Below are 18206 nucleotides of genomic sequence, written 5' to 3'. Positions count from 1 at the left end.
GTATCTAAACGCGGGAGGTCACGATCGCGCGGCGATCCGCGTCGACAGCTGATGCGCGTGCGCCAACAGGACGCGCCCCAGCTCGGCGAGGCGCTCACCGCCGAACCGGAACTCGACTCCGGTCAGACTCAGCGCCCACTGCGGATCGCCCGCGCGCGTGAACACCGCCGCACCCAGACCCCAGCTTCCCTCGACGATGAGCCCTGGATTGACCGCGTAGCCACGGGCCTTCGTATCGGCGATGCGCGTGCGCAGGCGCGCGGGGGAGTGCGACGCCCCCCACCGCTCCACCAGCTCCGGATGCCGTTCCAGATAGGCGTCCACATCCTGGGGCGGCAGGAAGGCGAGGATCGCCAGTCCGGCCGACGCGACGCCGAGCGGGAAGCGCACCCCCTCCGACAGGACGAACGAGCGAATGGGGAAGCTCCCGTCCTCGCGGACGAGGCAGACGGTCTCGTCGCCGCGCCGCACCGACAGGAACGCGCTCTCCTCGGTTCGAACGGCCAGCGAGCGCACGATGTCGCGCGCGGTGGCGGTGATGTCGAATCGGGATGCCGCGACGCTCCCCATGAGATACAGCTCCGGCCCCGGCAGCCACCGTCCGGAGGCGTCGTCACGATCGACCAGTCCCTCCGCACGCAGCGCGGTGAGGAGGCGATGCGCCGTCGGGCGGGTCAGGTCGGCATCGTCCGCGAGCTCGCCGACGCTCGCGCCGCCGTCACCCGCCGCGGTCACCAGGCGTAGCAGGTGCGCGGCGCGGGCGATGACCTGAGCGCCGGGCACCCCGGCTCGAGGGGGCGATCCGGATGGGGTGTCCACCATGTGGACGCTACGCGGCGTGGCATCCACATCGCAAGATGCGGCTACGTGCGGCCGCAGGAGGCGGCGCAACATGGGAGTACCGCTGTTCGAAGGAGTGCGCGTGATCGACAAGACCTGGCCGTCGGCGGCCGACGCCGTCGCCGACATCCCCGACGGGGCGTCTCTTGCCGTCGGGGGATTCGGTCTCTCCGGCAACCCCATCGCCCTCATCGAGGCGCTCCTCGCGCAGGGGACGCGCCATCTGTCGGTCGTGTCGAACAACTGCGGGGTCGACGACTGGGGCCTCGGCATCCTGCTCGGGGCGGGCCGCATCCGCAAGATGACGTCGTCGTACGTCGGCGAGAACAAGGAGTTCGAGCGGCAGTTCCTGTCGGGCGAGCTCGAACTCGAGCTGACCCCCCAGGGCACGCTCGCCGAGAAGCTGCGCGCGGGCGGCGCGGGCATCGCCGCCTTCTTCACGCAGACGGGCGTCGGCACGCAGGTGGCGGAGGGCGGCCTTCCCCGCCGCTACGACGGGGAAGGCGGCATCGCCGTGGCATCCCCCGCCAAAGACGTGCGGAGCTTCGACGTACGGGGCGAGCCCCGCGACTTCGTGCTGGAGGAAGCGATCTCCACCGACTTCGCCCTCGTGCACGCGTGGAAGGGCGACCGCCACGGCAACCTCGTCTTCCGCAAGGCCGCGCGCAGCTTCAACCCCCTCGCCGCGATGGCGGGACGCATCTGCATCGCGCAGGTCGAGCACCTCGTCGAGCCCGGAGAGATCGACCCGGATGCCGTTCACCTGCCCGGCGTCTTCGTCCACCGCATCGTCGAGGTCGGCGAGGTCGAGAAGCGCATCGAGAAGCGCACGGTGAGCGGGGGAGCGCGGTGAGCGGATATCGGTCCCTTCCGCGGGATCAACGACCTCGCACCCGGACGACGATGAACGCGAAGGAGATCTGACATGCCCCTCTCCCGCCTCGAGATGGCCGCCCGTGCGGCGCGCGAGCTCGCCGACGGCGCGTACGTCAATCTCGGCATCGGCCTGCCGACCCTCGTGCCCAATCACGTGCCCGAGGGGGTGACCGTCGTGCTGCACTCCGAGAACGGCATCCTCGGCGTCGGCCCCTACCCGGCGGACGAGGCGGTCGATGCCGACCTCATCAACGCCGGCAAAGAGACGGTGACCACCCTGCCCGGCGCCGCCTTCTTCGATTCGGCGCTGAGCTTCGGCATGATCCGCGGCGGGAAGATCGACGCCGCCATCCTCGGGGCGATGCAGGTGTCGGCATCCGGAGATCTGGCGAACTGGATGATCCCCGGGAAGATGGTCAAGGGCCCCGGCGGGGCGATGGACCTCGTCCACGGCGCGGCGCGCGTGATCGTCCTCATGGAGCACGTCGCCAAAGACGGCTCCCCCAAGATCGTCGACACGTGCTCGCTGCCCCTCACCGGCCGGGGCGTCGTGGACCGCATCATCACCGACCTCGCCGTCATCGATGTGACGCAGGATGGACTCGTGCTCGTGGAGCTCGCCCCCGGGGTGAGCGTCGAGGAGGTGCGGGATGCCACCGAGCCCCCGCTGACCGTGAGACTCACCGAGGAGATCGAAACCGCATGAACACCGAGAACGACATCGTCATCGTGGCCGCCGCACGCACCCCGCAGGGCCGGCTCAACGGACAGCTCGCGGGGCTGACGGCCGTCGAACTCGGTGGGGCCGCGATCGACGGTGCCCTCGAGCGGGCGGGCGTAGCCGCTGCGCGCGTCGACGCCGTGCTCATGGGGCAGGTGCTGCAGGCGGGCGCGGGTCAGAATGCGGCCCGACAGGCGGCCATCGCGGCCGGGGTCGGCTGGGACGTACACGCGGCGACGGTCAACAAGGTGTGCTTGTCGGGACTCACCGCCGTCATCGACGCGGCGCGCATGATCCGGGTCGGCGACGCCTCTGTCGTCATCGCCGGCGGGATGGAGTCGATGACCCGCGCCCCGCACCTGCTGATGAATTCCCGCAGGGGCTACGCCTACGGCTCGGTCGAGGTGCTCGACCATCTCGCGTATGACGGTCTGACCGATGTCTACGACCGCGAGAGCATGGGGGCGTCCACGGAGCGGGCGAACTCCCGATTCGGCGTCACACGCGAGCAGCAGGATGCCGTTGCCGCCCGATCCCACCAGCGCGCGGCCGCGGCGCGCGACGCTGGTCTGTTCGACGCGGAGATCGTGCCCGTCGGCATCCCTCAGCGAAAAGGCGACCCGGTCGTCGTCACCGCAGACGAGGGGATCCGCGCCGACACCACCGTCGAGACGCTGGCGAAGCTACGCCCCGCCTTCGCGGAGGGCGGATCGATCACGGCGGGCAACGCCTCGCAGATCTCCGACGGCGCCTCCGCGGTGGTCGTGACCACCCGCGCGGTCGCCGAGCAGTACGGCTGGGACGTCCTGGCCGTCGTGGGTGCCGCAGGGCAGGTCGCCGGCCCGGACAACTCGCTGCACGACCAGCCCGCCCGCGCGATCGCCCAGGCGCTGCAGAAGCAGGGGCTCTCGGCCTCCGACCTCGACCTCGTCGAGATCAACGAGGCGTTCGGCGCGGTGGTCGCCCGCTCCCAGACTGAACTCGGACTCTCCGACGACGTCGTCAACCCGCACGGCGGAGGGATCGCGATCGGGCACCCCATCGGTGCCTCGGGCAACCGCCTCGTCGTCCACGCCGTCCACGAGCTCGTGCGACGGGGGAGCGGCACTGCCGCAGTCGCCCTGTGCGGCGGCGGCGGTCAGGGCGACGCGCTCATCCTCACCCGCTGAGACACGCGCCGCACCACCGGGCGACGAGATCACCCGATCGCGTCGAGATCGCCGGTTCCGGCCGGACCGCGCCGGGTGCTCTCGCGGAGTCCCCGTGGTCTCCGCGCCCTCGGCCCGCACGCGGACGAACGTTTTGCACGGCCCCGAGGCCGTGGCATCCGATCGTCGCGACGGATCAGCGCGCGAGACGCTTCTTCAGCAGCTTCTGCTGCTTCTTCGACACGGGGGAGTCGCCGGAGATCACGTTGCCGCGGCGGGCGCGACGTGTGTCGACGACCGCACCGACGGCGAGAGCCAGGGTGATGCCCCAGCTGAGCCACGCGAGCGCGGTGCGCCACATGAAGGGCTCATCGTTTCGCAGCGCCCGAAGAAGCGTGACGCCGCCGGTGATGGCGCTGAGGAGACCCGTTCCGAAGATGTACTGGCGCATGCGCCCAACTTACCGAGGCCGAGTCCCGGATGCCGCGCCTTGACAGGCGCCCCACCCCCGCCGATAAACGCGATCCCTGCCGAGACACGCCGCAACGCGCCCTGTCTCGAAAGGACTGGCGTTTACCGCCCTGGTGCCGGGAGCGCTCGGCGTCTACCCCCCGTGTGGTCGGGAGGCCCGCTGTTAGCCTGAGGAAGATCCCCGAGGAGGACCTGTGACCCAGGCCGATTTCGTCGTCGTCGCGAACCGACTGCCCGTCGACCGCACCCCGGACGGAGAGGGGTGGCGGCGTTCGCCCGGGGGCCTCGTGACCGCTCTCGAGCCCGTCATGCGCCGCGCCGAGGGCGCGTGGGTGGGGTGGGCCGGCCAAGCGGACGTGGACGTCGACCCCTTCGAGTTCGACGGGACGCACCTCGTGCCCGTCACGCTGTCGTCCGCCGACGTGCAGCTCTACTACGAGGGCTTCTCGAACGACACGATCTGGCCGCTGTACCACGACGTCATCTCCCCGCCGACCTACAAGCGCGCGTGGTGGGACGCCTACGTCAAGGTCAACAAGCGGTTCGCCGACGCAGCCGCGGAGGTCGCCGCCGAGGGCGGGATCGTCTGGGTGCAGGACTACCAACTGCAGCTCGTTCCGAAGCTGCTCCGCGAGCAGCGTCCCGACCTCACGATCGGGTACTTCCACCACATCCCGTTCCCCGCGTACGGCCTGTACTCGCAGTTGCCGTGGCGAAAGCAGGTGCTCGAGGGGCTGCTCGGCGCGGATGTCATCGGCTTCCAGCGGGTGGCGGATGCCGGCAACTTCGCCCGCGCCGTGCGACGGCAGCTGCGGTACGAGACGAAGGCCAGCGGCATCCTCGTCCCCGACGGCGACGGCGGCACCCGCGTCGCACTCGCGAAGGCGTTCCCCATCTCGATCGACGCGGAGTCGTACATCGAGATGGCCCAGCGCCCCGAGATCCAGCAGCGGGCGAAAGAGATCCGCGAGGGTCTCGGAAACCCCCGCAAGATCCTGCTCGGCGTCGACCGGCTCGACTACACCAAGGGCATCCGACACCGCCTGAAGGCGTGGGGGGAAGTGCTCGAGGACGGCCGCGCGAGCGTCGAGGACGCCACCCTCGTGCAGGTCGCGAGTCCCAGCCGCGAGCGTGTCGACGCGTACATGCAGCTGCGCGATGAGATCGAGATGACGGTCGGGCGCATCAACGGCGATTACGACTCCACGACCCACACCGCGATCCGCTACCTGCATCAGTCCTATCCCCGCGAAGAAATGGTGGCGCTCTTCCTCGCCGCCGACGTCATGCTCGTGACCGCGCTGCGCGACGGCATGAACCTCGTCGCCAAGGAGTACGTCGCGAGCCGCATCGACAATCGCGGAGTGCTCGTGCTCAGCGAGTTCGCCGGGGCCGCCGACGAGATGGGCAGCGCGTTGCTCATCAACCCTCACGACATCGACGGGCTGAAGGATGCCGTCATCCGCGCCATCGACATGCCCGCGGCCGAGCAGGGCCGTCGCATGCGCACTCTGCGCAGGCGCGTGCGCGAACACGACGTCGAGGACTGGTCGCGCGGCTTCCTCGAAGCCTTGTCGGCGTTCCACGACCGCCCGTCGACCGCGGGTGCCGCCGAGGTCGAGGCCGTCGACCCCGACGCCGATGCCGACGACGAGAGGGATGCCGGATGACCGCCGCCGACGCCGCCGTGGAGGCTGCGGCCACCACCGACACCCTGCTGGTCGCCCTCGACTTCGACGGCACGCTTTCGCCGCTGGTCGACCAGCCGATGTCGGCGCGCATGACCCCGGCTGCCCGCGCCGTCATCGACGAGCTCTCGGCGCTGCCGCGAACCGTCGTGGCGCTGGTCTCGGGGCGTTCGCTCGGTCACCTTCGCGAGATCGCCGAGCACACCGACGATTCGCCGGTGTGGCTCGCCGGCTCGCACGGCGCGCAGTTCTGGGTTCCCGGCGCCGGCGTCGAGTCGACGCCCGACGACACCGCCGACCTCGCGCTTCGCGACCGCCTGCAGCAGGAAGTGACGGCCCGCACGAGCGGGATGGGCGGCGTGTGGATCGAGCCGAAGGAGTACGGGCTCGGAGTCCACACGCGCACCGCGGATGCCGAGACCGCCCGCGCGGTGCGCGAGCTCGTCGATGGGCTGGTGGCGGGCGCGGCGCCGACCTGGCGTCGGCGGACGGGTCACGACATCCTCGAGTTCGCGTTCCGTCACGAGGGCAAGGACTCCGCGATCGCGCGGCTCCGCGACCGCGTGGGGGCGTCAGCTGTGCTCTTCGCCGGCGACGACGTGACCGATGAGGACGCGCTGCGCTCGCTCGGAGCGGAAGACCTCGGCGTCCGCGTCGGCGGGGGTGAGACGGCGGCCAGCCTGCGGGTCGACGACATCGACGCGTTCGTCGCCGTACTGGAGGCCGTCGCGCGACTCCGCCGCGCGCACAGCGGGTGACGCCCGGAGCGTTCGCCGTCCCGCGGCGCTCGCCCGTCGACCGTCCTGCACACTCGGATTAATCCGTCGTTCATCGTCCGTGGCGCATCGGCGGGTCGCGCGTGCGCAATAGACTTCGAGGATGCCCGCACCGCACAATCCGAACACCGGCGAGTTCGACATCAAGCCCCGCAGTCGCGTCATCACCGATGGCATCGAAGCCACGACCTCGCGAGGCATGCTCCGCGGCGTCGGCATGGGCGATGACGACTGGGACAAGCCCCAGATCGGCATCGCGTCGAGCTGGAACGAGATCACCCCCTGCAACCTGAGCCTCGACCGCTTGGCGCAGGGCGCCAAAGAGGGCGTGCACGCCGGCGGCGGGTACCCGCTGCAGTTCGGCACCATCTCCGTCTCCGACGGCATCTCGATGGGTCACGAGGGCATGCACTTCTCGCTCGTGTCGCGCGAGGTCATCGCCGACAGCGTCGAGACCGTCATGATGGCCGAGCGCCTCGACGGCTCGGTCCTGCTGGCCGGCTGCGACAAGTCGATCCCCGGCATGCTCATGGCCTCGGCTCGCCTCGACCTCTCGAGCGTCTTCCTCTATGCGGGCTCCATCGCCCCCGGCTGGGTCAAGCTCTCCGACGGCACCGAGAAAGAGATCACGATCATCGACTCCTTCGAGGGAGTCGGAGCGTGCCTCGCGGGCCGCATGAGCGAGGCCGACCTCAAGCGCATCGAGTGCTCCTTCGCTCCGGGTGAGGGTGCCTGTGGCGGTATGTACACCGCGAACACCATGGCATCCGTCGCCGAGGCGCTGGGTCTGAGCCTCCCCGGGTCGGCAGCCCCGCCGTCGGCCGACCGCCGCCGCGACTACTTCGCGCACCGCTCGGGCGAGGCCGTGGTCAATCTGCTGCGCCAGGGCATCACTACGCGCGACATCCTCACCAAAGAGGCCTTCGAGAACGCCATCGCCCTGGCCATGGCCCTGGGCGGCTCGACCAACGTCGTGCTCCACCTGCTGGCCATCGCGAACGAGGCCGAGGTCGAGCTGAACCTGCACGACTTCAACCGCATCGGCGACAAGACGCCGCACGTGGCCGACATGAAGCCGTTCGGTCAGTACGTCATGAACGATGTCGACCGTCACGGCGGCATCCCCGTCATCATGAAGGCGATGCTCGACGAGGGCCTGCTGCACGGCGACGCCCTCACGGTGACGGGCAAGACGCTCGCCGAGAACCTCGCCGATCTCAGCCCCGACCCCGTCGACGGCAAGGTCATCCACTCGTTCGACAACCCGATCCACGCGACCGGCGGCATCACGATCCTGCACGGCTCGATGGCGCCCGAGGGCGCGGTCGTGAAGTCTGCGGGCTTCGACGGCAACGTCTTCGAGGGCCCGGCGCGGGTGTTCGAGCGCGAGCGCGCGGCGATGGACGCCCTCGAAGCGGGCCGGATCGCCGCGGGCGACGTGGTGGTCATCCGGTACGAGGGCCCCAAGGGCGGTCCCGGTATGCGTGAGATGCTCGCCATCACCGCGGCCATCAAGGGCGCGGGTCTCGGAAAAGATGTACTACTCTTGACGGACGGTCGATTCTCAGGCGGCACAACCGGCCTCTGCATCGGCCACATAGCTCCCGAAGCGGTGGACGCAGGTCCTATCGCCTTCGTGCGCGATGGTGATCTGATACGGGTCGATATCGCCGCTCGCACTCTCGACTTGATCGTCGATGACGCCGAGCTGAGTTCCCGCCGCAACGGCTGGGAACCGCTTCCCCCGCGCTATACCCGTGGCGTTCTGGCCAAGTACTCCAAGCTCGTGCACTCCGCCGCGGAGGGCGCGGTCACGGGTTGACGGCCGTCCCCTTCTCACCCTCTCCTGGTTCTCGAGGTACTCCCATGTCCATCGATTCCCCCACCGCGGCCATTCCCCGGCCGCCCGCTCGCACCGCACCGGCGCCCGTCATGACGGGCGCGCAGGCCGTGGTCCGCTCGCTCGATCTGCTCGGTGTGACCGACGTGTTCGGTCTGCCCGGCGGTGCGATCATGCCCGTCTACGACCCGCTCATGGACGACGAGAACGTCCGTCACATCCTGGTGCGCCACGAGCAGGGCGCCGGCCACGCGGCCGAGGGCTACGCCGCGGCCTCGGGCAGGGTCGGTGTCGCCATCGCGACGTCGGGTCCCGGTGCGACCAACCTCGTCACGGCGATCGCCGACGCCTACATGGACTCGGTGCCGCTGGTGTGCATCACGGGTCAGGTATTCTCGACCCTGATGGGGACGGACGCCTTCCAGGAGGCCGACATCGTGGGCATCACGATGCCGATCACCAAGCACTCGTTCCTGGTGAAGTCGGCGGAGGAGATCCCCGGCGCGATCGCCGCGGCGTTCGAGATCGCCTCGACCGGCCGCCCCGGCCCCGTTCTGGTCGACATCACCAAAGACGCGCAGCAGGCCGAGGCGCCCTTCATCTGGCCGCCGAAGATCGACCTACCCGGCTACCGCCCGGTGACCAAGGCGCACGGTAAGCAGATCCAGGCAGCAGCTCAGCTGCTGGCGACGTCGAAGAAGCCCGTGCTCTACGTGGGCGGCGGCGCGATCCGCTCCAACGCGTCGGCCGAGCTGAAGGTGCTCGCCGAGGCGACCGGTGCGCCCGTCGTGACCACGCTCATGGCGCGTGGTGCGTTCCCCGACTCGCACGAGCAGCACCTCGGCATGCCCGGCATGCACGGCACCGTGCCCGCGGTGCTCGCCCTGCAGGAGAGCGACCTCATCGTCTCGCTCGGCGCCCGCTTCGATGACCGCGTGACCGGCAAGGCGGCGCTCTTCGCGCCGCACGCGCAGGTGGTGCACGTTGACATCGACCCCGCCGAGATCTCCAAGATCCGCGTCGCGGACGTTCCGATCGTGGGCGATCTGCGCGAGGTGCTCATCGACCTCGATGCCGCCTTCCGCGCGGCAGACACCGAGCACCCGCACGACTACTCGGAGTGGTGGACCTACCTCAACGGCCTGCGCGAGGAGTTCCCCCTCGGCTACGCGCCCACGACCGACGGGCAGCTCTCGCCCCAGCAGGTCATCCAGCGCATCGGCGAGATGACCGGCCCGGAGGGCGTGTACGCCTCGGGCGTCGGCCAGCACCAGATGTGGGCGGCGCAGTTCATCAAGTACGAGCGCCCCAACGCGTGGCTCAACTCCGGCGGCGCCGGCACCATGGGCTACGCGGTGCCCGCGGCGATGGGCGCCAAGGTGGCCCAGCCCGAGCGCGCGGTATGGGCGATCGACGGCGACGGCTGCTTCCAGATGACCAACCAGGAGCTCGCGACCTGCGTCATCAACGACATCCCCATCAAGGTCGCCATCATCAACAACTCCTCGCTCGGCATGGTGCGTCAGTGGCAGACGCTGTTCTTCGACGGACGCCACTCGAACACCGACCTGAACACGGGTCACGGCACGCGTCGCATCCCCGACTTCGTCAAGCTCGCCGACGCCTACGGATGCCTCGGCATCCGCGTCGAGAAGGAAGACGAGATCGACGCCGCGATCCAGCTGGCCCTCGACACCAACGACCGCCCGGTCGTGATCGACTTCGTCGTGAGCGCCGACGCGATGGTGTGGCCGATGGTCCCGCAGGGCGTCAGCAACAGCTACGTCCAGTACGCGCGCGATCACTCGCCGACGTTCGACGAGCAGGAGGACTGAGATGTCGAGGCATGTGCTGAGCCTCCTGGTGGAGGACAAACCTGGTCTGCTGACCCGCGTCGCCGGTCTCTTCGCGCGGCGCGGCTTCAACATCGAATCCCTCGCCGTGGGTCCCACCGAGGTGCCCGGGCTCTCGCGCATCACGGTCGTCGTCGATGTCGAGGGGCTGCCGCTCGAGCAGGTGACCAAGCAGCTGAACAAGCTGATCAACGTCATCAAGATCGTCGAGCTCGACCCCGCGGCATCCGTGCAGCGCGAGCACGTGCTGGTCAAGGTGCGCGCCGACAACGCCACCCGCTCCAACGTGGTCGAGGTGGTCAACCTGTTCCGCGCCTCGGTCGTGGACTACGCCAGTGACGCCATGGTCATCGAGATCACCGGCGACAAGGGCAAGGTCGATGCGTTCCTCAAGGCCATCGAGCCCTTCGGCGTGAAAGAACTCGCGCAGTCGGGCCTTCTCGCCGTCGGCCGGGGCGGCAAGAGCATCACCGAGCGCGTCCTCCGCGGCTGAGCCACGTCGGTCCCCGAGCCTGTCGACGGGGCCGACACCGTGAACCACGTCGGTCCCTGAGCCTGTCGAAGGGTCCGACGCCCCGAACTCCACTCGTCCACACACCCCCGGTCCCTTCGACACGTTCAGGGACCTGAATCCAAGGAGAACATCCCCATGGCAGAGATCTTCTACGACGACGACGCCGACCTCTCGATCATCCAGAGCAAGAAGGTCGCGATCGTCGGCTACGGCTCGCAGGGCCACGCCCACGCGCAGAACCTCCGCGATTCCGGCGTCGAGGTCGTCATCGCGCTCAAGGACGGCTCCAAGTCGGCCGCCAAGGCGCAGGAAGACGGTTTCGAGGTTCGAAACGTCGCCGACGCCGCCGAGTGGGCCGACCTCATCATGATCCTCGCGCCCGACCAGCACCAGCGCTCGATCTTCGCCGACTCCATCAAGGACAAGCTCACCGAGGGCAAGACGCTGGCGTTCGCGCACGGCTTCAACATCCGCTTCGGCTACATCGACGCCCCCGAGGGCGTCGACATCATCCTCGTCGCCCCCAAGGCCCCCGGCCACACCGTGCGTCGCGAGTACGTCGCCGGCCGCGGCATCCCCGACATCATCGCCGTCGAGAGCGACGCCTCGGGCACGGCCTGGGACACCGCCCTCTCGTACGCGAAGGCCATCGGTGGCACCCGCGCCGGCGTCATCAAGACGACCTTCACCGAAGAGACCGAGACCGACCTGTTCGGCGAGCAGGCCGTGCTCTGCGGTGGCATGAGCCACCTGGTGCAGTACGGCTTCGAGACGCTCGTCGAGGCCGGCTACCAGCCGCAGATCGCCTACTTCGAGGTTCTGCACGAGCTCAAGCTCATCGTCGACCTCATGTGGGAGGGCGGCATCGCCAAGCAGCGCTGGTCGATCTCCGACACGGCCGAGTACGGCGACTACGTCTCGGGTCCCCGCGTCATCTCGCCCGAGGTCAAGACGAGCATGCAGGCCGTCCTCGCCGACATCCAGTCGGGCGCGTTCGCGAAGCGTTTCATCGACGACCAGGACAACGGCGCCACCGAGTTCCTCGAGCTCCGCGAGAAGGAGCAGGGTCACCCCATCGAGGCGACCGGCAAGGAACTGCGCGGTCTGTTCGCGTGGAAGCAGCAGGACAGCGACTACGTCGAGGGTTCGGCCGCGCGCTGAGTCCTCTCCTCACGAACGCCCCGTGGCTCCGGCCGCGGGGCGTTCGTGGTTCACGGGGGTGAACGGCGTCGGGGGATTCCTGGGGTCGCGGGGCGTTCACGGTTCCCGCCGGTCGCGTCGCGATCGGATTCCGGGCGTATACCCGCTCGGCGGGGCGCGCGTCGGCCGCGGGGGAGCGCCGCTAGCGTGGACGCGTGAGCACTCCGCGCGATGACGACGCCCTTTCGTGGGGCGGCGACGACGATCCGACGCTCGACGTCGGCGAGAAGCACGTTCCCGGCCGCGCCGGTGCCTCGGCATCGGAGGTCGCCGACCCGCTACCGGGGCGCGTCCATACCCCGGCGGCGGCGGAGCCTGAACTCCTGCAGTCTGCGCCCGAGCCGAATCGACCGCGCGCTTCGGAAGAGTCACCGGGGCATCGGCATCCGGAATCCGACATCGAGCCCGCCGTCGACGAGAAGGAGGCCGGACACGCGGCGCCCCTCGGCAACGTCGGTCTCGTGGGCATCGGCATGGTCGCGGCGACCTGTCTGCTCTTCGCGATCGGCTGGCTGATCGCCGGACTCCGTCTCGGCGGACTGGGACTGCCCATCCCGTCGGTGACCGTCATCGCGCTCACCGTCGGCGCAACTCTTGCGCCGATCGCGTGGTTCGTCGCCGTGCTCGTGCTCACGCGCAGCTGGCGAACCTGGCAGCGGTTCCTGCTGTTGATCCTCGGGATCGTGCTGCTCGTTCCCTGGCCCTTCCTGTCGTTGGGAGCGTTCGCATGAGCGACGTCGCACGCACGCGCCTCCTCCCCACCTGGCTGGTCGTCACGATCGCCGGGATCTTCGGGCTGTTCTACGCCTACGTCGTGTGGAGTTCCGTTGCGCTGCTGATCCAGCAGGTCAACGGGCCGCTCGGCCTCAACGGCCTGGGCTGGTTCGTCTACATCCTTCCGATCGTGTTCCCACTCGTCGCGTTCGGAGTCGCTTTCGCGATCGGCGGGCGGCGCCGTGTGGGGGAGTTCGCCATCGTGCTGCTCGCCGGTCTGACCCTGTCAGCCGCATTCTGGCTCGCCATCGTGGGCTACGGCACGACGTCGTACGGGTTGTACGGGGGCTGAGCGCGCCTCCCGCGGCGCGAGACGGCATCTCGCTGACGAGTCGGTTGCAGGCTGCCGACGAGATGCCAGTGAGATGCTCTGTCGCTGCGCGCCCGGCGGCGCCGGGGCAGGGCATCCGTCGCCGGCCGACACGCGGTCGGAGGGGTCGTCGCCTCCGCGCTAGGCTGGCAGACGGCCCGCACGGGCCGCGCGCCCGGCTCGCGCCGGTGATGCGCGGCGGTGCGCGCCAGTCCCCAGCACCGTTTCGAAGGACGCATCCGTGACGAAGCCCGTCGTGCTCATCGCCGAAGAACTCTCTCCCGCCACGATCGACGCGCTCGGCCCCGACTTCGACGTGCGCAACGTCGACGGGACCGACCGCCCCGCGCTGCTCTCGGCCCTGGCCGACGCGCACGCGGTGCTCGTGCGCTCGGCCACCCAGATCGACGCGGAGGCCCTCGCGGCCGCGCCGTCGCTCAAGGTCGTGGCACGCGCCGGCGTCGGACTCGACAACGTCGACATCAAGTCGGCCACCGCTGCCGGCGTCATGGTCGTCAACGCGCCGACCTCGAACATCATCTCGGCCGCCGAGCTCACCGTGGGTCACGTGCTCAGCCTCGCGCGTCGCATCCCGGCCGCCCATGCCTCGCTCGCACAGGGCCTGTGGAAGCGCAGCTCGTTCACGGGCACCGAGCTGTTCGAGAAGACGATCGGCATCATCGGTCTCGGCCGCATCGGCGCGCTCATCGCCGCCCGCCTGCAGGCGTTCGACATGCGTGTCATCGCCTACGACCCCTACGTCACGGCCGCCCGTGCGCAGCAGCTCGGCGTGCAGCTCGTCTCGCTCGACGAGCTGCTCGAGCAGAGCGACTTCGTGACCATCCACATGCCGAAGACGCCCGAGACCACGGGCATGATCGGCACCGAGCAGCTTCGTCGCATGAAGAAGACCGCGTACGTCATCAACGTCGCGCGCGGCGGACTCATCGACGAGAACGCGCTCTTCGAGGCGCTGACCACCGGTGAGATCGCCGGGGCGGGTCTCGACGTGTTCTCCACGGAGCCGCCCGCCGAGGACGGCCCCGCGCGCCGGCTGCTCGATCTGCCGAACGTCGTCGTCACCCCCCACCTCGGCGCCAGCACCGAAGAGGCGCAAGAGAAGGCCGGCGTCTCGGTCGCCCGCTCGGTCAAGCTCGCTCTCGAGGGCGACCTCGTTCCGGATGCCGTGAATGTCGCCGGAGGCGCGATCGATCCGTTCGTGCGTCCCGGTATCGCCCTTGTCGAGATGCTCGGTCAGTTCTTCAGCGGCCTTGCCGACAGCGCGCTCACGAGCCTCGACATCGAGGTGCGCGGCGAGCTCGCGCAGTACGACGTCAGCGTCTACCGGCTCGCGGCGCTCAAGGGCTACTTCAGCCGCATCGTCAGCGAGAGCGTGTCGTACGTGAATGCCCCGCTGTTCGCCGAGCAGCGCGGCGTCGAGGCGCGCCTGGTCGTGGAGGCCGAGAGCCCGCTGTACCGCAACATCACGATCCTGCGGGGCACCCTGGCCGACGGCTCCACGCTGACGGTCGCCGGTACGCTCGCCGGGACCCGCATGGTACCCAAGGTCGTCTCGATCAACGGCTACGACATCGAGGTGCCCATCGAGAAGCACCACCTCGTCATGCGCTACGCCGACCGCCCCGGCATCGTCGCCATCTACGGCCAGAAGCTGGGCGAGGCGGGCATCAACATCGCAGGTCTCCAGGTGGCGGCTCCGGATGCCACGGGCCGTGCGCTCTCCGTGCTCACGGTGGACTCGCCGGTGCCCGACGACATCCTCGGCGCCATGCGCGAGGCCGTCGGCGCCGACCTGTTCCGACAGATCGACATCATCGAGGACTGACGACCGAAGGTCGTGGGGGAGGGGGTCGCTGCGGCGGCCCCCTCTCGACACATCCGTCACGCGTGTGCGGCGTGTCACGTGCCCCCGCAGAAGCGGCCTTCCAAGAAGGGGCTGGTTTCCGTAGTACTGCGCAACGTCCGCGCGGGGATCGACGTGCTGTTTGGTTGCGCTGGGTAGCCGTAGGAGGACCCTAACTTCCTGGCAGGGCGATTCGTCAGGTGAGGTTTTGCAGAACCTTCGCGGAGATCACCTCTGTCTACCCTGATTTTCTGCGGGATGCGGCGATTGTCCACCGAACGGGGGACACGTCAGCAACTGCCAGCCTGCCTCCATGAAGCGTCAAAATTCTTATCGTGAATTAGCGTCCCCGGTGGTCGAACCATCTCGCACATCCCCTGCCGCCTGCGCCGGCGGTTGCGGGCCGGCCTTGTCGTCGCGTCCATCGTGGCGGCTTCGCTGGTACCGGCGTCCACGGCCTCGGCCCAGTGGGGCGCTCCCGCCCCTCAGCAATACTGTTCGTCGTCGGTCGGCTGTTATACAGACCCGTCGACCGGTCGTGCGGTTTACACTACGCTGGGTCCAAATTTGACCGCTCGCGAAAGGGCGCTGCTCGGGCAGTGTCAGCTGAGGCTCGCTGGGAGTGGTTTCGCCTTGGCGAGTGGGCTTGCAGGCCGCAACTGGATGGCGATTCTTGGCGGCGCTTTCAATGGGGGTGCCGCCCTGATCGGTCCTTGCAAGGATCTCTGGAACTCCACCGCCCGGTTCAGGAGGGGCTGACTGTGAACACTTCTCGCTTCATCGGCGTGATGCTCATCATCCTTGGGGTGGTCTTCCTCACGGTCGGAGTAGTCACGCTTTCGAGCGATGTCATCGTGGGCTCCCTCGGGGGCGTTGGGGGCGTGCTGTTGGTCGGCGGGGGCATCGTTGCCCTGGCCAGACTGCGACGTCCTCGGACCTGAGGGGCCTATTCGCCGACAGTAGTAGCAAAGGCTCGGCACCCTGTCGTTCGCATCTCTAGGTAGTGGACGACGGGGTGTCTTCTGTCGGAGACGTTGCCGCGCTCGCGGAGCTGAGGCGTATCGAGTCAGCCAAAGAGACGCCGGCGTAAGCCATTCGTGCGGCCGTCGAGCCGTGCGAAAGTGAGAAAGGTCCTCGCGGAAAGCGACCTACGTCAGGTGGTCGCCGCGACCACCCGGGCGATGAGGGCGTCGAGATCGGCGCCCTCCAGCGTCGGTCCGGGCACGGCGTTGAGGTCGAGCACGGCATTGAAGTAGAGGCCGTCGCTGACCAGCAGCACCATCTGCAGGGCGGTCTCGTCCCGCGTGTGCGCGCGGAGGCTGTCTTCCCAGAGCTCACGGACGCGGCGGAGAGAAGCGGATGCCGCGTCGTTGCCGTTCTGTGCGAGGCGCGACACCGCGAGGATCGTCACGTCGAGGGGTGAGCCGGTGTTCTGGGAGGAGCGGAGGTGCGCGGCGACGACGCCCTCGTCGGACTCTTCGATCTCGGCGACGTCTTCCTGGGCGAGACGCTCGAGGCGTTCGACCAGGGCCGACTCGAGGGCGCTCTTGGAGCTGAAGTGGTAGAGCAGCCCGCCCTTCGACACCCCCGCTGTGCGGGCGGTGGCGTCCATGGTGGCCGCGCGTTCCCCGTCGTCGACCAGGATGCGGGTGAACGCGTCGAGGACGGCGTCGCGGGCGAGTGGGGGGCGGCTCATGGCTCCTCGATCGTACTGGTGGGCGGGTCGGCTCATCTGTTACTATACCGGCTGGACGGTTTAGAAACGGAACGGAACCATGCTCACCTCGTCGTTGCCCACTCAAGAGATCAACGTGCCCCGCGCCGGCTGGCGCGGATGGTTCGCGCTGGCGGTGCTCATGCTGCCCGTGCTGCTGGTCTCGGTCGACAACACGGTGCTGAGCTTCGCCCTTCCCGAGATCGCCCTCGACCTGCAGCCCTCGAGTATCGAGCAGCTGTGGATCATCGACGTCTACCCGCTCGTCCTCGCCGGCCTGCTCGTCACGATGGGCACGCTGGGCGACCGCTTCGGCCGTCGCCGCATGCTGCTCATCGGCGCCACCGGCTTCGCCGCGGTGTCCGCATTGTCGGCATTCGCCCCGACGGCGGCGCTGCTGATCACCGGGCGCGCACTCATGGGTGTCTTCGGCGCCATGCTCATGCCGTCGACCCTGTCGCTCCTGCGCAGCATCTTCCGCGACCGCGACCAGCGGCGGTTCGCGATCGCCGTGTGGGCCTCCGGCTTCTCGGCCGGTGCCGCCCTGGGACCGATCGTGGGCGGCTTCCTGCTCGAGCACTTCTCGTGGGGTTCGGTGTTCCTCATGGCGGTACCGGTCCTGGTGCCGCTGCTGGTCCTCGCTCCGTTCTTCGTGCCCGAGAGCCGCGACCCGGCACCGGGCCGCTTCGACCCGATGAGCGTGGTCCTCTCGCTCGCGACGATGGTGCCGATCGTCTACGGCATCAAGAAGCTCGCGGTCGAGGGACCCCTTTCGCTCGCCCCCGTGCTCTTCGTCGTCGGCATCGTCTTCGGCTGGCTGTTCGTGCGGCGGCAGAGAGGCCTCATCAGCCCCATGCTCGACATGACGCTGTTCCGCCGCGGCACCTTCTCGGGCGCGATCCTGGTGAACCTGCTCAGCGTGGTCGGCCTCGTCGGCTTCCTCTACTTCGTCGCGCAGCACCTGCAGTTGGTCGTCGGCCTCTCCCCGATGGTCGCGGGCTTCGCCCTCCTCCCCGGGCTCGTGTTGATGATCGTGTCCGGCTTGGCGATCGTGCCCGTCGCCAAGCGCTTCGCCCCGCGCATCGTCGTACCCATCGCGCTGTCGTTCTCGGTCGTGGCCTACGTGATGGTCGCCTTCTCCACCGCCGATCTCGTGCTGCTCATCGTGGCCTTCGGACTGCTCGGCATCGGCATCGGAGCGGCCGAGACCGTGTCGAACGAGCTCATCCTCTCCAGCGCCCCGCCCGCCAAGGCGGGCGCCGCGAGCGCCGTGTCCGAGACGGCGTACGAGATCGGCGCGGTCCTCGGCACCGCGGTCCTCGGCGGAATCCTCGCCGCGTTCTACCGGACGCAGCTCGTGCTGCCCGCCGGTCTGCCCGACGCCGCAGCACAGGCGGCTCGCGAGACCCTCGCCGGGGCCGTGGCCGTGTCGAAGACGCTCGACGACCCCGCCCTGGCGGAGTCGTTGCGCCTGGCGGCGGCGCACGCCTTCGACTCCGGCGTCGTGGTCACCGCGCTCATCGGTGCGGGTCTGATCGTCCTGGCCGGACTGATCGCTGCCGCTACCCTGGGAGGAACCCGCAGCACGTCCAAGAAGTGACGTGCCCCGAGCTCTGA

Annotated in this window: 17 protein-coding genes; 14 read left to right on the top strand and 3 right to left on the bottom strand. The window is 69.1% G+C overall.

Annotated elements, in window-relative coordinates; translation table 11 throughout:
- Positions 1–18: 18 nt before the first annotated feature.
- Complete coding sequence (locus MT347_RS03715; RefSeq protein WP_243498208.1) at positions 19–822, bottom strand: IclR family transcriptional regulator; 804 nt, start codon at positions 820–822, stop codon at positions 19–21.
- 100 nt (positions 823–922) lie between these two features.
- Between MT347_RS03715 and MT347_RS03710 the strand changes: the two genes are divergently transcribed.
- The 3 genes from MT347_RS03710 to MT347_RS03700 all read left to right on the top strand — a co-directional run bounded on the left by MT347_RS03710 (position 923) and on the right by MT347_RS03700 (position 3606).
- The gene (locus tag MT347_RS03710) at positions 923–1693 is read left to right on the top strand and encodes a CoA transferase subunit A (RefSeq protein WP_243498206.1); all 771 of its coding nucleotides are present in this window, start codon (positions 923–925) and stop codon (positions 1691–1693) included.
- A gap of 72 nt (positions 1694–1765) precedes the next feature.
- Positions 1766–2422, top strand: coding sequence for a CoA transferase subunit B (locus MT347_RS03705; protein WP_243498205.1), 657 nt, complete (start codon positions 1766–1768; stop codon positions 2420–2422).
- Complete coding sequence (locus tag MT347_RS03700; protein ID WP_243498203.1) at positions 2419–3606, top strand: acetyl-CoA C-acetyltransferase; 1188 nt, start codon at positions 2419–2421, stop codon at positions 3604–3606. The genes MT347_RS03705 and MT347_RS03700 overlap by 4 nt, the downstream gene beginning before the upstream one ends.
- Positions 3607–3781: 175 nt before the next feature.
- Here MT347_RS03700 and MT347_RS03695 read toward each other — a convergent pair whose 3' ends face one another.
- Positions 3782–4036, bottom strand: a complete 255-nt coding sequence (locus tag MT347_RS03695; RefSeq protein WP_243498201.1) for a hypothetical protein — start codon at positions 4034–4036, stop codon at positions 3782–3784.
- Positions 4037–4250: 214 nt separating this feature from the next.
- Between MT347_RS03695 and MT347_RS03690 the strand changes: the two genes are divergently transcribed.
- From MT347_RS03690 to MT347_RS03645, 10 genes are all read left to right on the top strand, one after another.
- Positions 4251–5726, top strand: a complete 1476-nt coding sequence (locus MT347_RS03690) for a trehalose-6-phosphate synthase (RefSeq protein WP_243498199.1) — start codon at positions 4251–4253, stop codon at positions 5724–5726.
- Complete coding sequence (otsB, locus tag MT347_RS03685) at positions 5723–6502, top strand: trehalose-phosphatase (RefSeq protein WP_243498197.1); 780 nt, start codon at positions 5723–5725, stop codon at positions 6500–6502. The genes MT347_RS03690 and otsB overlap by 4 nt, the downstream gene beginning before the upstream one ends.
- Before the next feature lie 121 nt (positions 6503–6623).
- The gene (ilvD, locus tag MT347_RS03680) at positions 6624–8342 is read left to right on the top strand and encodes a dihydroxy-acid dehydratase (protein WP_243498195.1); all 1719 of its coding nucleotides are present in this window, start codon (positions 6624–6626) and stop codon (positions 8340–8342) included.
- Between the two features lie 44 nt (positions 8343–8386).
- Positions 8387–10195: an acetolactate synthase large subunit gene (locus MT347_RS03675; protein WP_243498193.1), complete on the top strand. Its 1809-nt coding sequence runs from the start codon at positions 8387–8389 to the stop codon at positions 10193–10195.
- Between the two features lies 1 nt (position 10196).
- Positions 10197–10706: an acetolactate synthase small subunit gene (gene ilvN, locus MT347_RS03670; protein ID WP_243498191.1), complete on the top strand. Its 510-nt coding sequence runs from the start codon at positions 10197–10199 to the stop codon at positions 10704–10706.
- 156 nt (positions 10707–10862) lie between these two features.
- Positions 10863–11888: a ketol-acid reductoisomerase gene (gene ilvC / locus MT347_RS03665; RefSeq protein WP_243498189.1), complete on the top strand. Its 1026-nt coding sequence runs from the start codon at positions 10863–10865 to the stop codon at positions 11886–11888.
- Between the two features lie 194 nt (positions 11889–12082).
- The gene (locus MT347_RS03660) at positions 12083–12658 is read left to right on the top strand and encodes a DNA polymerase III subunit gamma/tau (RefSeq protein WP_243498187.1); all 576 of its coding nucleotides are present in this window, start codon (positions 12083–12085) and stop codon (positions 12656–12658) included.
- Positions 12655–12993, top strand: coding sequence for a bacitracin resistance protein (locus tag MT347_RS03655; protein WP_243498185.1), 339 nt, complete (start codon positions 12655–12657; stop codon positions 12991–12993). Before MT347_RS03660 ends, MT347_RS03655 begins: the two co-directional genes overlap by 4 nt.
- 259 nt (positions 12994–13252) lie before the next feature.
- Positions 13253–14857 carry a phosphoglycerate dehydrogenase gene (gene serA, locus MT347_RS03650; protein WP_243498183.1) on the top strand — a complete coding sequence of 535 codons (1605 nt, stop codon included), beginning with the start codon at positions 13253–13255 and terminating at the stop codon, positions 14855–14857.
- A 779-nt stretch (positions 14858–15636) separates the two neighbouring features.
- Positions 15637–15816 (top strand): hypothetical protein, encoded by a 180-nt coding sequence (locus tag MT347_RS03645; protein ID WP_243498182.1) that lies wholly within the window; start codon positions 15637–15639, stop codon positions 15814–15816.
- A gap of 212 nt (positions 15817–16028) precedes the next feature.
- Here the strand turns inward: MT347_RS03645 and MT347_RS03640 are convergent, their stop codons facing one another.
- Complete coding sequence (locus MT347_RS03640; RefSeq protein ID WP_243498180.1) at positions 16029–16571, bottom strand: TetR/AcrR family transcriptional regulator; 543 nt, start codon at positions 16569–16571, stop codon at positions 16029–16031.
- 79 nt (positions 16572–16650) lie between these two features.
- Between MT347_RS03640 and MT347_RS03635 the strand changes: the two genes are divergently transcribed.
- Complete coding sequence (locus MT347_RS03635) at positions 16651–18189, top strand: MFS transporter (RefSeq protein WP_243498178.1); 1539 nt, start codon at positions 16651–16653, stop codon at positions 18187–18189.
- The last annotated feature ends 17 nt before the right edge of the window (positions 18190–18206 follow it).

Origin of the sequence: Microbacterium sp. VKM Ac-2923, from assembly GCF_022815605.1 — a bacterium.
In the GTDB taxonomy this organism is placed as follows: Bacteria; Actinomycetota; Actinomycetes; order Actinomycetales; family Microbacteriaceae; genus Microbacterium.
Note: the sequence above shows the minus strand (reverse complement) of the source record. Positions and strands in the feature narration are given on the sequence as shown.

Coding starts and splice junctions, on each gene's coding strand:
- MT347_RS03715 (WP_243498208.1), bottom strand. CDS start 822: ATGGTGGACACCCCATCCGGATCGCCCCCTCGAGCCGGGGTGCCCGGC.
- MT347_RS03705 (WP_243498205.1), top strand. CDS start 1,766: ATGCCCCTCTCCCGCCTCGAGATGGCCGCCCGTGCGGCGCGCGAGCTC.
- MT347_RS03700 (WP_243498203.1), top strand. CDS start 2,419: ATGAACACCGAGAACGACATCGTCATCGTGGCCGCCGCACGCACCCCG.
- MT347_RS03695 (WP_243498201.1), bottom strand. CDS start 4,036: ATGCGCCAGTACATCTTCGGAACGGGTCTCCTCAGCGCCATCACCGGC.
- otsB (WP_243498197.1), top strand. CDS start 5,723: ATGACCGCCGCCGACGCCGCCGTGGAGGCTGCGGCCACCACCGACACC.
- ilvD (WP_243498195.1), top strand. CDS start 6,624: ATGCCCGCACCGCACAATCCGAACACCGGCGAGTTCGACATCAAGCCC.
- MT347_RS03675 (WP_243498193.1), top strand. CDS start 8,387: ATGTCCATCGATTCCCCCACCGCGGCCATTCCCCGGCCGCCCGCTCGC.
- ilvN (WP_243498191.1), top strand. CDS start 10,197: ATGTCGAGGCATGTGCTGAGCCTCCTGGTGGAGGACAAACCTGGTCTG.
- ilvC (WP_243498189.1), top strand. CDS start 10,863: ATGGCAGAGATCTTCTACGACGACGACGCCGACCTCTCGATCATCCAG.
- MT347_RS03655 (WP_243498185.1), top strand. CDS start 12,655: ATGAGCGACGTCGCACGCACGCGCCTCCTCCCCACCTGGCTGGTCGTC.
- MT347_RS03640 (WP_243498180.1), bottom strand. CDS start 16,571: ATGAGCCGCCCCCCACTCGCCCGCGACGCCGTCCTCGACGCGTTCACC.
- MT347_RS03635 (WP_243498178.1), top strand. CDS start 16,651: ATGCTCACCTCGTCGTTGCCCACTCAAGAGATCAACGTGCCCCGCGCC.